Source organism: Actinokineospora sp. UV203 (genome assembly GCF_056323665.1).
Genome location: NZ_CM150484.1, coordinates 2,032,364 through 2,046,152, shown reverse-complemented (window position 1 = coordinate 2,046,152; position 13,789 = coordinate 2,032,364). Strand labels below are relative to the sequence as shown.

The following is a 13,789-nucleotide window of genomic DNA, read 5'->3' as shown; positions in this document are numbered from 1 at the left end:
GGGCGGTTTCTGTCGGGTGGTGCTGATCAAAGTGGCGTCATGCGGACAAGTGGCATTGATGTGCGCTACTTCGAACCCGCCGATGTGCTGCTGGTAGTCGAAGTACCTTCTCGTGGACCCGGGTATGCGCCCTTCCTTGGCAACACTGTTTCGGCTGGACGGCGAGGCGTTTGTCGAAATCGCCGTCAGCAACGGTGGCAGGCTGACCTTCGACGAACGCTGCCCCACTGACACCGACCTGCTCTGATCAGACCTCTCGGTAGGCCCGGGTGATCTCGCGGATCTCCGTCGCCTGGCGTTTCTGCACGTGAGCGAAGAAGTCGCTGTTCTCGATCAGCTTTGGCTTGCGGCGCAGCAGGCCGGGGGATTCGCGGCGGAACACCGAGAAGCAGTCGGTGTAGTCGGTGCCGCCCCACGGGATCAGTTCCTGGACCAGGCACCGCAGGCCCGCTTCGCGGCAGAACTGGTGGAACTTCTCGGCCGACATGCTGGTCGCGCGCCAGTGCTCGTTCTCGATGGTGAGTTCGCCATCGGCGCCGCGGTAGGCGGCCATGTTCGAGTGGTGCAGGAAGCCCGTGCCGCCGGGGACCAGCTTCTTGGCGAGTTGGGCCAGGTAGCCGCGGATGACGTCTTCCTCGGCGTGGATCAGCGAGTCCCAGCTGAACACGAAGTCGACCGAGTCATCCTCGACCATGTCGAGGGACAGGCCGTCGTTGACGTGGTACTCGATGTGGTCGAGGTCGGCGAAGCGCTTCTTGCAGGCGTCGATGCACCGCTGGGTCAGGTCGACGACGGTCAGCCGGTTGCACGACGGCGCCAGGTACTGGGTGGCGCGTCCGAAGCCCGGGGCGATCTCGAGGATGTGCGCGGCGGGCAGGAACGGGCCGATGCGGGGGCGGATCGTCCACGTCCACATCGCCTCGGTGCCGCCATAGCCGACCGACCACTCGTCACCGCCCGACGACCACTCGTGGTTCGACCACTGGTTGAGGTTCTCTTCGACGCTGGGCACGGTCCGCCTCCTGGCACTGCTGGTGTGCGGGCATTGTCGCGCGCCTGCGGCCTGGATGCCACCTCTTCACGCCGAGGAGACGGCGAGCCGTTACCGTGTGCCCCGTGACAAGCGCTTCCAGCCTGATCCTGGCGAACATCCCCAGCCCCGACCGCGGCGTGTGGAAACTCGACCTCGGGTTCATCACGCTTCCGCTGCGGGCTTACGCCCTGTGCATCATCGTGGGCATCGTCATCGCGATCTGGTGGGGGGAGCGGCGGCTGATCGCCCGCGGCGGCGCCCCCGGCACGGTCATCGACGTGGCGGTGTGGGCCGTCCCGTTCGGCCTGGTCGGCGGCAGGCTCTACCACGTCGCGACCGACTATTACCGGTACTTCGGTGAGGGCAAGAACCCGCTCGACGCACTGCGCATCTGGGACGGTGGTCTCGGCATCTGGGGCGCCATCGCCCTCGGTGGCGTCGGCGCGTGGATCGGCTGCAGGCGCAAGGGCATCCCACTTCCCGTCTTCGCCGACGCTGTCGCGCCCGGCATCGTGACCGCGCAGGCCATCGGCCGGATCGGCAACTACTTCAACCAGGAGCTCTACGGCGGTCCGACGGACCTGCCCTGGGGCCTGGAGATCTACCGCCGCGTCAACGAGTTCGGCGTCGAGGACCCGCTCAACGGCGTCGCGGTCAGCCACGCGCTGGTCGATGGCAGCCCGGTGCATCCGACGTTCCTCTACGAACTGGTCTGGAACCTCCTCGTCGCGCTGCTCGTCGTGTGGGCAGACCGCAAGTTCCGCCTGGGCCACGGCCGCGCGTTCGCCGTCTACGTCGCCGGCTACACCGTGGGCCGCGGGGTCATCGAGATGATGCGGACCGACCCGGCCACCCAGGTGCTCGGCCTGCGGATCAACGTCTTCACCTCAGCGGTGCTGTTCGTCGGCGCCATCGCCTACATCATCATCGCCCGCCGCCGCGGCCCCCGCGAGGATCTGTCCACAGTGGACGCCATCGACGGCGGGCCGGTCACCGTGATCGACGAGGACACCGACCTCGACGCCGTGGAACCCACCGACTCCGAGCGCGTCGACAAGACCCCGGACACCAAGACCGACAGCACGGACACCAAGACCGACAGCACGGACACCAAGACCGACAGCACGGACACCGAGACCGACAGCACGGACACCGACAGCCAGGACGCGCGGGCCGACGAGACGGCCGAGGCGGCGAAGTCCGGCAACGAGGCCAAGCCCACCAGCTGACCGGCCCCGAAGCCGCTTCAAACACCTGAAACGCCGCCCTCACCCGCTCTGCCGGGTGGGGGCGGTACGTCAGTGCCGGAAACACCCGCACCAACTACCTAAGGGGACCGTGACGGTGGCCGACCCCGATTACCACCAATCCGCACCATCACACGACACGTAAACCAAACCAAGAATTCCGGGGAGGCGGGTTAGTGGCGGGCTAGCGGCAAGGCCGTGTAGTTAAGGGGTTCGCTCTGGTTGTCAAGGATCGGGCAGGGCGGGGATGTCGATGTTGATGGTGGCTTTGTAGCTGGTCCGGTCGATGGTGCCGCGGGCGTTGTATTTGGAGATGGCCCGTTTGACGACGCGGGGGCTGGTTCGGATGCGCCGGTCGGGTAGGAGGTTGGCCAGGACCAGCCTGCCGATCGCGCCGACGAGGTCGATCACGGTGTCGGCGATGACGCCTGCGGCCAGGACGACTTGGTCTTGGGCGGCGTGCAGTGCGACGGTGAATCCGGCCCGGTCCGGGTCGATGCCGGGCCGGGTGTCGGTGGCGTCGGCCATCGCCAGGCGTAGGACCTGGTAGGTGAGCAGCAGGGCGTAGACCTCCTGGACCACGCCGGTCGGGGTGCGGGCGCGCAGGACCTTCCCGCCCAGGATCGTGGACTTGATCTCCAGGAACGCGGTTTCGATCTCCCACCGCTCGTGGTAGAGCCTGACCATGTCGAACGCCGGATGGCGGTGGTGGTCGAGCAGGGTGGTGACCAGCCGGTAGGCACCGGTTCGCAGCCCGGCACTGGTCGCGATGGTGATCTCGGCGTCGATGACGCGGACCGGGAGCACACCCAGCATCGACAGGTAGGACCCGTCGTCGTAGCGGCGCAAGGGCGGCAGCTTCCGGGCGGCCTTGACCCGGAACAGCACGTGCGCCCCGGTTTCGGCGATCGCGGCAACCAGGTCCGCGGCGGCGAAGTTCCGGTCGGCCAGCACGATCATGCCCTTCCGCAGGCCGCTGACCAGCCGGGCGGCATAGGTGGTCTCACCGCTGGTGGCCGGGCCGAAGACCGTGTCCAGGACGGTGCGGGTGCCGCAGCAGACCAGGACCAGCATCCGCAGCAGTGGATATGAGGACCCGCCGTTGTGGCTGCCGGGTTTGGTGAACACGGTCAGGTTGGCCGTGCTGTCCGCGACGGTCATGGTGGCGCCGTCGATCGCGGTGACCAGCAGCCCGCGCCACCGCACCCCGCCCGTGGTGCCCGCCGCGGCGGGGCCGCGCAGCAGGTCGAACAGTGCCCGCAGGGGTGCGATCCCGATCCGACGGCGGGCCTGGCACAACGCTCCCGTGGTCGGTGTGGCCACATCCAGACCACCCAGGCCGGCGGTGAGGCGGTGCCACACCTGCCCGTAGCCCAGATCCGCGAACAGGCACCCGGCCAGCAGGAGATAGACCACGACACGGGAGGGCAGATCCCGCACCCTGGCCTGCACGGTGCGGGTCTCGGCAAGGATCTCGTCGACCATGTCGAAGGGCACGATTTGGGTCAACTCGCCCAGATGACCGGGTGCGAACGGTCCCTGGGCCACGGTGATCGTGCGGGTGATGACAGACTGGGCAGGCAGCGGAGCCCCTTGGTAGTGGTTGTCTCGCGAGGACAAACCTGTCTACCGGGGCTCCGCTGTCTCATGATCAGCGGCCCCTTGACGAGACCTCAAACCGCCTAACTGAGCGGCCTTGGGGCTAGCGGGCTAGTTCTTCGGGGTGCGGCATCCCCACTCGGGGATCAGCCCGTCCACCTCGACCCGCGTTTGGGTCGTCAGCACCGAGCCCTTGACGCAGCCGCCCGTGGTTGAGATGCCGAAGACAACCGCCCGCTGGTCCGACGACGCCGCTACGTCTTCGGCGAAGACCGAGTCGGCGGGGTAGCCGAGGGCGACCAGTGCCTCCTCGACCGCCGCCGCGCGCGGTAACTCGGGTGCGCGCAGGCGGTCGAGTGCGGTTCGGACCTCGACGGCCCTCGTCTCCAGCAGAGCGCGGGCTTCCGGTGTCAGTTCCCGTGCCGCAGGTGGCCGCGGTTGTCGGCGTGGATCGGCGAGCCGTCGCCCCGGTACGCCGGGCCGATGGTCCGACTCGCCACTGGTGCCGTGGTGGTCGGCGGCGCAGGCGCGGTCGAGAGTGGGCCGTCGGAGCCCGCTTGGGTCGGTGTCCCGCCCGCCCACGCCCACAGTCCGACGGCGGCCACCAAGACACCGATGATCACTGCGAGCGCGGCCCCCAGCCGCTTATTCCCCATGCGCCGAGTGTGTCACGGCACGTGCTGGCACCACCACGGGATGACCTTGGCCTGTGGATAACACTTCGACCGTGGCGTCGTAATGCTGGGCGATCAGGTCCGCGCGGAGGACCTCGTGCGGTGTCCCCGCCGCGACGGGTGTGCCCGCGTCCAGCAGCAGGAGCCGGTCGGCGTACTGCGCGGCGAGGGTCAGGTCGTGCAGGGTGCTGACCACCGTGGTCCCGTCCTCCGCGCGCAGGCGGTCGACGAGTTCCAGCAGGGCTTGGGCGTGCCCGATGTCCAGGCCCGTGGTCGGCTCGTCGAGCAGGAGCAGGCCCGCCTGCTGGGCCAGGACCCTGGCCAGCACCGCCCGCTGCCGCTCGCCGCCGGACAGGGTCCGCAGCCGCCGTCCGGCCAGCGCGGTCAGGTCGAGCCGGGCCAGCACCTGGGTGACCACGGCCATGTCGCGAGGCCCCTCACGGGCCAGGGTCGCCAGATGCGGTGTCCGCCCCAGCAGCACGTAGTCGGTGACCGACAGCCCCTCCGGGATCAACGGCGTCTGCGGCGCGTACCCGATGGCGCGGGCCCGGTCGCGCGCGGGCATCGACGAAGTGGCGAGCCCGTCCAGCATGATCGCGCCCTGGCTGGGGACCAGCCCGGCGATGGACTTGAGCAGCGTCGACTTGCCCGCCCCGTTCGGTCCGATGACGGCCAGCCAGCTGCCCGCGGGCACCTCGACCGACACCCCGGACACCACCGGCCGCCCGCCGTACCCGGCGGTGACGTCACGAAGCACCAGTGTCATCGCACGCGCTCCCGGTTCATCCGCAGCACCAGCAGGAAGAACGGCGCACCGGTGAACGCGGTGATCACCCCGATCGGCAGCTCGGCGGGTGCCACGATGGTCCGCGCCACCTGGTCGGCGACGATCAGGAACACCGCCCCGCCGACCAGCGAGAGCGGCACCACAACCCGGTAGCTGGACCCGGCCAGCAGCCGCACGACATGCGGGACCACGATCCCCACGAACCCGATCAGCCCGCTCACCGCGACCGCCGCCGCGGTGGCCAGCGACGCCGCGAGCAGCACGATGATCCGTACCCGACCAGGCCGGATGCCCAGTGACGCCGCTTCCTCGTCGCCGACCGCGAGCACGTCGAGCAGCCGCCCGCACAGGCACAGCACGATGGCCGACACGGTGATGTAGGGCAGCGTCAGCAGCACCTCGTGCCACCCGCTGGTGTTCAGCCCGCCCAGCATCCACGTGTAGACCTGCTTGATCGTGTCCGTGTTGAGCTGCTGCGCGAACGTCTGGATCGAGGTCAGGAACGCCGCCACGGCGATCCCCGACAGCAGCAGGATCGCGGTGCCGCCGCCCGCGGACCGGCCGAGCACCCAGGTCAGCCCGACCCCGCCGAGCGCCCCCGCGAACGCCGCGAGCGGCAGCGGCCCGATGATCCAGCCCGCCGCCGACGGGGCCGTGACGACGACCAGCGTGGCCGCCATCCCCGCACCCGCGGCCGCTCCCAGCAGGTACGGATCGGCCAGCGGATTGCGGAAGACCCCCTGGTAGGCGGCGCCGGACACGGCCAGCGCCGCCCCCACCAGACCGGCCAGCAGCACCCGCGGGAACCGGACCTGCCACACGATCGCAGCCTCCCGCTCGCTGAGCGGCGAGACACCCCCGGTGAGCTGGGCGACGATCTCGCGGATCACCCGCGTCCACCCCAGCCCGGCCGCGCCGAGCAGGGTGGACACGACAACCGAGGCCACCAGCACCAGCAGCGCCGTGGCCAGGACCGCCGGGGTGAGCCGCGCGCGGGTCAATTGAGCGCGTCGGCCACGGCGCGGACCAGGTCGACGATCCGCGGGCCCCAGCGCGAGGCCAGGTCGTCGTCGAGCGCGACCACGCGGTTCTTGGTCACCGCGTCGACGGTGTTCCAGCCGGGCCGCAGGGCCACGGTCTCCGCGGTCTGGCCGCAGCACTTGGTGTCGCCGAGGAAGATCAGCGTCGGGTTGGCCTTGATCACGTACTCCGCCGACAGCTTCGGGTACCCGCTCGCGTCGGTGTCGGCCGCGTCGGCGATGTTGGTCATCCCGAAGAGGCCGTAGACCTTGCCGATGAACGTCTTCGACGTCGCGGAGTACAGGTCGGTGTCGAGTTCGTGGTAGTAGCTCAGCGGCGTCTCGGACTTGGGGGTGTCGCGGACGATCTTCGCGATGTCCTCCTTGGTCCGCCGCGCCAGGTCCGCGCCCCGCGCCGCGTTGCCGGTGGCCTTGCCGACCAGGTCGAACTGCGCGTAGACGTCGTCGAGGTTCTGCGCCGCGGGCAGGATCAGCACGGGGATGCCCAGCTTGCCCAGGCCGGCGACCATGTCGCCCGCGTCGCCGGAGGCGATCACCAGGTTCGGCGTGTGGCCCGCGATGGCCTCGACGTTCGGCGTCAGGCCCGACAGGGTGGTCTTGGGCGCCTCGGCCGGGAAGGTCGACTGCTCGTCGACCGCGACGACCTGCTTGCCCGCGCCGATGGCGAACAGCGTCTCGGTGGCACTCGCCGAGAGCGACACGATCCGCTCGGGCTTGCGCTCCAGCGTCAGCGGCTTGCCGTCGGGCGCGGTCACCGTCACCGGGAAGGCGTCGGCAGGCGCGGCGGGCGCGGGCTCCTCGGCGCGGGTGGCGCAGCCTGCGATGGCAAGCGCGGCGGCGAGAATGAGCGCCAGACGTCGCGCGCGTCTGGGGGTCTGCGGGGTCATCTGAACCTCGAGTCGTGGGCCGGGCCGGGTACGGGCCGCCGCCGCTCGACGCGGTCGCGACGCCGCACCCCTGCGCCGGGGGCGGAAGGCGTCGGCGTGCGTCGGCAGGCGACCTGGCTCGGCTCCGCGAGGAGCCATCTCAGTTGCGGGACAGCGCCGGATTCGCACCGGACTTCGCTTTCGCGCACGCCGCCGAACGGCGTAACCGCCCGGCCCGCTGACGCTAGCAGCCGCTCGGCCGCTCTAACCCGCGCGCCCAGGCTGACTCGTTTCAGGACTGTTAAACTCGGGTGACCCGCGGGCCGCTGCCGTCCCGCGCCAGAGTGGCTTCGTTCAGTCACCATCAACGAAGCGAACACCGCTCCTGAGCGCGAGATGACGACAGTGGAAGGCCGGCTCAGCATGATCTTTTCCGCACTCCCGTCGCCTATGGGCCTCTATGACCCGGCAGCGGAGCGCGATGCCTGTGGCGTGGCGATGGTGGCCGACATCCACGGCCGCCGGTCCCACGCCATCGTCACCGACGCCCTCACCGCCCTGGCCAACCTCGAACACCGGGGTGCCGCGGGCGCGGAGCCGACGAGCGGCGACGGCGCGGGCATCCTCGTGCAGCTGCCGGATGAGTTGCTGCGCGCTGAGACAAGCAGGGTGGCCGGGTTCGAGCTGCCCGAGCCCGATGAGCTCGGCAGGCACCGCTACGCCACCGGCCTGGCCTTCCTGCCCGCTGACGCCGACGACAGGGCGAAGGCCGTCGAGCTGGTCGAGCGCATCGCCGAGGAGGAGGGGCTGCGTGTGCTCGGCTGGCGCGACGTCCCGGTCGACCCGGTCGGCGCGGGCCTGGGGCCGACGGCGCTGTCGGTGATGCCGCACTTCGCCATGCCGTTCCTCGCCGCCGAGTCCGATGACTCTGGGGCCTCCCCAGCCGGGATCGAGCTGGACCGCCTCGCGTTCTGCCTGCGCAAGCGGGTCGAGCACGCGGGTAGCGAGATCTATTTCCCGTCGCTGTCCTCGCGCACCCTGGTCTACAAGGGAATGCTGACCACCGCGCAGGTGCCCGCGTTCTTCGCCGACCTCCGCGACGAGCGGCTGACCAGCGCTATCGCCCTGGTCCACAGCCGGTTCTCGACCAACACGTTCCCGTCGTGGCCGCTGGCGCACCCGTTCCGCTACGTCGCGCACAACGGCGAGATCAACACCGTCCGCGGCAACCGCAACCGCATGCGCGCCCGTGAGGCCCTGCTGGCGTCGGACCGCATCCCGGGCGATCTGACCAGGCTCTACCCGATCGTCGACCCCAACGGCTCCGACTCGGCGTCCTTCGACGAGGTGCTGGAGCTGTTGCACCTGGGCGGGCGCTCGCTGCCGCACGCGGTGCTGATGATGATCCCGGAGGCGTGGGAGAACCACACCACCATGGACCCGAAGCGCCGTGCGTTCTACCGGTTCCACAACAGCCTGATGGAGCCGTGGGACGGCCCGGCCTGCGTCACGTTCACTGACGGCACGCTCGTGGGCGCGGTGCTCGACCGCAACGGCCTGCGGCCCGCGCGCTGGTGGCGCACCAAGGACGACCGGATCGTGCTGGCCAGCGAGACCGGCGTGCTCGACGTCCCGCCCGGCGAGGTCGTCGCGAAGGGCAGGCTCAAGCCGGGCCGGATGTTCCTGGTCGACACCGAGGCGGGCTTGATCGTCGACGACGACCAGGTCAAGTCCGAGTTGGCCGAGCAGCTCCCGTATGAGGAGTGGCTGCACGCGGGCCTGCTCAAGATCGCCGACCTGGCCGACCGCGAGCACGTCGTGCAGACGCACGAGTCGGTGCAGCGCCGCCAGGTCACCTTCGGCTACACCGAGGAGGAAGTGAAGATCCTCCTCACGCCCATGGCGATCACCGGCGCCGAGCCGATCGGCTCGATGGGCACCGACACACCGCCCGCCGCGCTGTCGCAGCGGTCACGGCTGCTCTACGACTACTTCAAGCAGAACTTCGCCCAGGTGACCAACCCGCCGCTGGACGCGATCCGCGAGGAGATCGTCACCTCGGTGCGGCGCATCATGGGCCCGGAGCAGAACCTGCTGGAGCCGGGACCGGCCTCCTGCAGGCACATCCAGCTGCCGTACCCGGTCATCGACAACGACGAGCTGGCCAAGCTCATCCACGTCAACGACGACGGCGACCTCCCCGGCTACGCCAGCACTGTCCTGAGTGGACTGTATGAGGTGGACGGTGGAGGAGCCGCGCTCGCCTCGGCCATCGAACGCGTTCGCCGCGAGGCGTCCGCTGCCATCGACGCCGGCGCGCGCATCCTCGTGCTGTCCGACCGCGACTCCGACCACCGGATGGCGCCGATCCCGTCGCTGCTGCTGGTCTCCGCGGTGCACCACCACCTGGTGCGCACCAAGGAGCGGCTGCGCGTCGCGCTGGTCGTGGAGAGCGGCGACGCCCGCGAGGTGCACCACATCGCGCTGCTGCTGGGCTACGGCGCGGCGGCGGTCAACCCGTACCTGGCGTTCGAGACGATCGAGGACCTGATCACCCACGGCGCCATCACCGGCGTCGAGCCGCGCACCGCGATCCGCCGGTACGTGCAGGCGCTGGTCAAGGGTGTCCTCAAGATCATGTCCAAGATGGGCATCTCGACCGTCGGCGCCTACACCGCCGCGCAGGTCTTCGAGTCGTTCGGCCTGGCGCAGGACCTGCTCGACGAGTACTTCACCGGCACCCTGTCCAAGCTCGGCGGCGTCGGCCTCGACGTGATCGCCCGTGAGGCCCACAGCAGGCACCGGCGGGCGCACCCGGAGAACCCGACCGACCGGGTCTACCGGCGGCTGGAGGTGGGCGGGGAGTACGCCTACCGCCGCGAGGGTGAGCTGCACCTGTTCACCCCGGAGACGGTCTTCCTGTTGCAGCACGCGACAAAGACCGGACGCGAAGACGTCTACCGGGAGTACTCCGCCGAAGTCGACCGGCTCAACCGCGAGGGCGGCGCGCTGCGCGGGATGTTCGCGATGAAGACCGAGGGCCGCACGCCGATCCCGATCGACGAGGTCGAACCGGTCGAGTCGATCCTGCGCCGTTTCAACACCGGCGCCATGTCCTACGGCTCGATCTCCGCCGAGGCGCACGAGACGCTCGCGATCGCGATGAACAGCATCGGCGGCCGGTCCAACACCGGCGAGGGCGGCGAAGACCCAGACCGCCTGCATGACCCGCGCAGGCGCTCAGCCATCAAGCAGGTCGCGAGTGGACGGTTCGGCGTCACCAGCGAATACCTCGTGCACGCCGACGACATCCAGATCAAGATGGCCCAGGGCGCGAAACCCGGCGAGGGCGGCCAGCTTCCGCCGAACAAGGTCTACCCGTGGATCGCGCGCACCCGGCACTCCACCGCGGGCGTCGGGCTGATCTCGCCGCCGCCGCACCACGACATCTACTCGATCGAAGACCTCGCCCAGCTCATCCACGACCTGAAGAACGCCAACGAGAACGCCCGCGTCCACGTGAAGCTGGTCAGCGAGGCCGGGGTCGGCACGGTCGCGGCCGGGGTCTCGAAGGCGCACGCCGACGTCGTGCTGATCTCGGGCCACGACGGCGGCACCGGCGCTTCGCCGCTCAACTCGCTCAAGCACGCGGGCACGCCGTGGGAGATCGGCCTCGCCGAGACCCAGCAGACGCTGATGCTCAACGGCCTGCGCGACCGGATCACCGTGCAGGTCGACGGCGCGCTCAAGAACGGCCGGGACGTGATCGTGGCCGCGCTGCTGGGCGCCGAGGAGTTCGGCTTCGCCACCGCGCCGCTGGTCGTGGCCGGCTGCGTGATGATGCGGGTCTGCCATCTCGACACCTGCCCGGTCGGCGTCGCCACGCAGAACCCGGTGCTGCGCAAGCGCTACACCGGCCAGGCCGAGCATGTCGTCAACTACTTCCGGTTCGTCGCCGAGGAAGTGCGTGAACACCTAGCCGCGCTGGGCTTCCGCACGATCGACGACGCCGTCGGCCACGCCGAACTGCTCGACGTCGACAAAGCGGTGTCGCACTGGAAGACCGAGGGCATGAACCTCGCCCCGGTCTTCGAGGTGGCGCCCGTCAGCGGCGCGCGCAGGCGGGTGCGGGCCCAGAACCACGGCCTGGCCGAGGCGCTGGACCGGACGATCATGCGGCTGGCCGAGCCCGCGCTGGAGGACGCCCTCCCGGTGCGGCTGGAACTGCCGGTGCGCAACGTGAACCGCACGGTCGGCACCCTGCTCGGCGCGGAGGTCACCCGCCGCTACGGCGACACCCTGCCCGAGGACACCGTCCACGTGAGACTGACCGGGTCGGCGGGCCAGTCGCTGGGCGCCTTCTTGCCCAAGGGAATCACCCTGGACCTGGTCGGCGACGCGAACGACTACGTCGGCAAGGGGCTCTCCGGCGGCCGGATCATCGTCCGCCCGCACCCGGAGGCGCCGTTCGCCGCTGAGCGTGAGGTGATCGCGGGCAACGTGATCGCCTACGGCGCCACGAGCGGTGAGGTCTTCCTGCGCGGGTGCGTGGGGGAGCGGTTCGGGGTGCGCAACTCCGGCGCGGTGATCGTCGCCGAGGGCGTGGGCGACCACGCCTTCGAATACATGACCGGCGGTCGCGCGGTGGTGCTCGGCAAGACCGGGCGCAACCTCGCGGCGGGCATGTCCGGCGGCATCGGCTACGTGCTCGCCCTCGACCCGGCGAAGGTCAACCCGGCGATGGTCGAGATCCAGCGACCCGGCTTCGACGACCTGCGCTGGCTGCGCGAGATCGTCGCCAAACACCACAAGGCCACCGGCTCCGCGGTCGCCGCGTCGCTGCTGGGCGACTGGACCCGACGGGCCGCGGCGTTCGCCAAGGTCATGCCGCGGGACTACCAGCGTGTGCTGGAGGCGATGCGGATCGCCCGGGTCGAGGGCCGCGATGTCGACGAAGCCGTGATGGAGGCGTCCCGTGGCTGATCCGACCGGTTTCCTCAAGCAGCAGCGCTTGGACGCGCCGAAGCGGCCGGTGGCCGAGCGGCTCGGCGACTGGCGCGAGGTCTACGCCGACCAGGACCCGGCCGCGCGTGACAAGAAGGTCCGCGGGCAGGCGAGCCGCTGCATGGACTGCGGCATCCCGTTCTGCCACTCGGTGAGCGCGGGCTGTCCACTCGGGAACCTCATCCCCGAGTGGAACGACCTCGTCCGCCAAGGCGACTGGACGCTCGCGGGTGAACGGCTGCACGCCACCAACAACTTCCCGGAGTTCACCGGCCGCCTGTGCCCGGCGCCGTGCGAGTCGGCGTGCGTGCTGGCGATCACCCCGGAGGCCGGGGGAGCGGTGACGATCAAGCGGGTGGAGAACACCATCGCCGAGGTCGCCTGGGAACGCGGCGACGTCAAGCCGCAGGTGTCCACTGTGTCCTCCGGTCGCTCGGTCGCGGTCGTGGGGTCGGGCCCGGCCGGTCTGGCCGCCGCCCAGCAGCTCACCCGGGCCGGTCACGACGTCACGGTGTACGAACGCGACGACCGCCTCGGCGGGCTGCTGCGCTACGGCATCCCCGAGTTCAAAATGGAGAAGCGCGTCCTCGATCGCAGGCTCGCCCAGCTGCGCGCCGAGGGGACGAGGTTCGTCACCGGCTGCGAGGTGGGCGTCGACCTGACCGTCGAGCAGCTGCGGGAGCGGCACGCGGCGGTCGTGCTGGCCGTCGGCGCGCTGCGCGGCCGCGACGCCCCTGAGGTCCCCGGGCGCGAGCTGCGCGGCGTGCACCTGGCGATGGACCACCTGGTGCCCGCCAACAAGCAGGTCGAGGGCGACGGCCCCACGTCGATCGACGCGCGCGGCAAGCACGTGGTCATCATCGGCGGCGGCGACACCGGCGCCGACTGCTACGGCACCGCCACCCGCCAGGGCGCGGCGTCGGTCACCCAGTTGGACCAGTACCCGCGTCCGCCCGAGAACCGCGACGACGAGGTCTCGCCGTGGCCGGTGTGGCCGTGGATCCTGCGGACCTACCCGGCGCACGAGGAGAGCGGCGCCCGCCGGTTCGCCGTCGCCGTCGAGCGGTTCGTCGGCGACTCCGATGGCAACCTGACCTCCGTGCAGCTGCGCGAGGTCGAGGTCCGCCGCATCGATGGCATCCGGCAGGTCGTGCCGGTCACCGACGAGGTGCACGTGCTGCTCGCCGACATGGTCCTGCTGGCCATCGGCTTCGACGGGGTGGAGCACATGCCCCTGCTCAGCGGCCTCGGCTTGTCGCTGACCCCGCGCGGAACGCTGTCGTGCGGACAGGATTGGCAGACCGCCCCGGGTGTGTTCGTCTGCGGCGACGCCCACCGCGGCGCGTCGCTGGTGGTGTGGGCGATCGCGGAGGGCCGGTCGGTGGCCCACTCAGTCGATACCTATCTCACCGGTGCGTCCGATTTGCCTTCACCGGTCCACCCGACGGCACTTCCACTCACCGTTCGATAAACGCTGAGTGACCGCCCTTGTCATAAGATCGTGTAATTGCCAAGCAGGCACGGCGGTGCGTTATGGTC

The 13,789-nt window shown here is 70.2% G+C and carries 9 protein-coding genes and 1 riboswitch; of the genes, 3 read left to right on the top strand and 6 right to left on the bottom strand.

All coding sequences use genetic code 11. The features are described from left to right. Nucleotides 1–247: 247 nt before the first annotated feature. Complete coding sequence (locus ACUZ2Y_RS09320; protein ID WP_476328890.1) at nucleotides 248–1,012, bottom strand: class I SAM-dependent methyltransferase; 765 nt, start codon at nucleotides 1,010–1,012, stop codon at nucleotides 248–250. Between the two features lie 104 nt (nucleotides 1,013–1,116). On the opposite strand from ACUZ2Y_RS09320, the gene lgt reads away from it, so the two are divergent. Next, on the top strand, nucleotides 1,117–2,262 hold the full coding sequence (gene lgt, locus ACUZ2Y_RS09315; protein ID WP_476328888.1) for a prolipoprotein diacylglyceryl transferase: 1,146 nt from the start codon (nucleotides 1,117–1,119) through the stop codon (nucleotides 2,260–2,262). Between the two features lie 243 nt (nucleotides 2,263–2,505). Here lgt and ACUZ2Y_RS09310 read toward each other — a convergent pair whose 3' ends face one another. The 5 genes from ACUZ2Y_RS09310 to ACUZ2Y_RS09290 form a co-directional block, all read right to left on the bottom strand. Further along, nucleotides 2,506–3,828 (bottom strand): IS4 family transposase, encoded by a 1,323-nt coding sequence (locus ACUZ2Y_RS09310; protein ID WP_476331683.1) that lies wholly within the window; start codon nucleotides 3,826–3,828, stop codon nucleotides 2,506–2,508. 162 nt (nucleotides 3,829–3,990) lie between these two features. After that, on the bottom strand, nucleotides 3,991–4,461 hold the full coding sequence (locus ACUZ2Y_RS09305) for a hypothetical protein (protein WP_476328886.1): 471 nt from the start codon (nucleotides 4,459–4,461) through the stop codon (nucleotides 3,991–3,993). Nucleotides 4,462–4,524: 63 nt separating this feature from the next. Further along, a complete protein-coding gene (locus ACUZ2Y_RS09300; RefSeq protein ID WP_476328884.1) occupies nucleotides 4,525–5,319 on the bottom strand; it encodes an ABC transporter ATP-binding protein in 795 nt (264 codons plus the stop codon). Continuing rightward, the gene (locus ACUZ2Y_RS09295; RefSeq protein ID WP_476328882.1) at nucleotides 5,316–6,341 is read right to left on the bottom strand and encodes a FecCD family ABC transporter permease; all 1,026 of its coding nucleotides are present in this window, start codon (nucleotides 6,339–6,341) and stop codon (nucleotides 5,316–5,318) included. Before ACUZ2Y_RS09295 ends, ACUZ2Y_RS09300 begins: the two co-directional genes overlap by 4 nt. Next, nucleotides 6,338–7,267: an ABC transporter substrate-binding protein gene (locus ACUZ2Y_RS09290; RefSeq protein WP_476328880.1), complete on the bottom strand. Its 930-nt coding sequence runs from the start codon at nucleotides 7,265–7,267 to the stop codon at nucleotides 6,338–6,340. Before ACUZ2Y_RS09290 ends, ACUZ2Y_RS09295 begins: the two co-directional genes overlap by 4 nt. 86 nt (nucleotides 7,268–7,353) lie before the next feature. Then, nucleotides 7,354–7,476, bottom strand: a riboswitch (cobalamin riboswitch). Between the two features lie 193 nt (nucleotides 7,477–7,669). On the opposite strand from ACUZ2Y_RS09290, the gene gltB reads away from it, so the two are divergent. Next, nucleotides 7,670–12,229 carry a glutamate synthase large subunit gene (gene gltB, locus ACUZ2Y_RS09285; protein ID WP_476328878.1) on the top strand — a complete coding sequence of 1,520 codons (4,560 nt, stop codon included), beginning with the start codon at nucleotides 7,670–7,672 and terminating at the stop codon, nucleotides 12,227–12,229. After that, nucleotides 12,222–13,721 carry a glutamate synthase subunit beta gene (locus ACUZ2Y_RS09280; RefSeq protein WP_476328876.1) on the top strand — a complete coding sequence of 500 codons (1,500 nt, stop codon included), beginning with the start codon at nucleotides 12,222–12,224 and terminating at the stop codon, nucleotides 13,719–13,721. The genes gltB and ACUZ2Y_RS09280 overlap by 8 nt, the downstream gene beginning before the upstream one ends. Nucleotides 13,722–13,789: the final 68 nt, after the last annotated feature.

What these genes read in the sequence shown, in the direction of transcription:
- ACUZ2Y_RS09300 (WP_476328884.1), bottom strand. Translation starts at nt 5,319, where the DNA reads ATGACACTGGTGCTTCGTGACGTCACCGCCGGGTACGGCGGGCGGCCG.
- ACUZ2Y_RS09290 (WP_476328880.1), bottom strand. Translation starts at nt 7,267, where the DNA reads ATGACCCCGCAGACCCCCAGACGCGCGCGACGTCTGGCGCTCATTCTC.
- gltB (WP_476328878.1), top strand. Translation starts at nt 7,670, where the DNA reads ATGATCTTTTCCGCACTCCCGTCGCCTATGGGCCTCTATGACCCGGCA.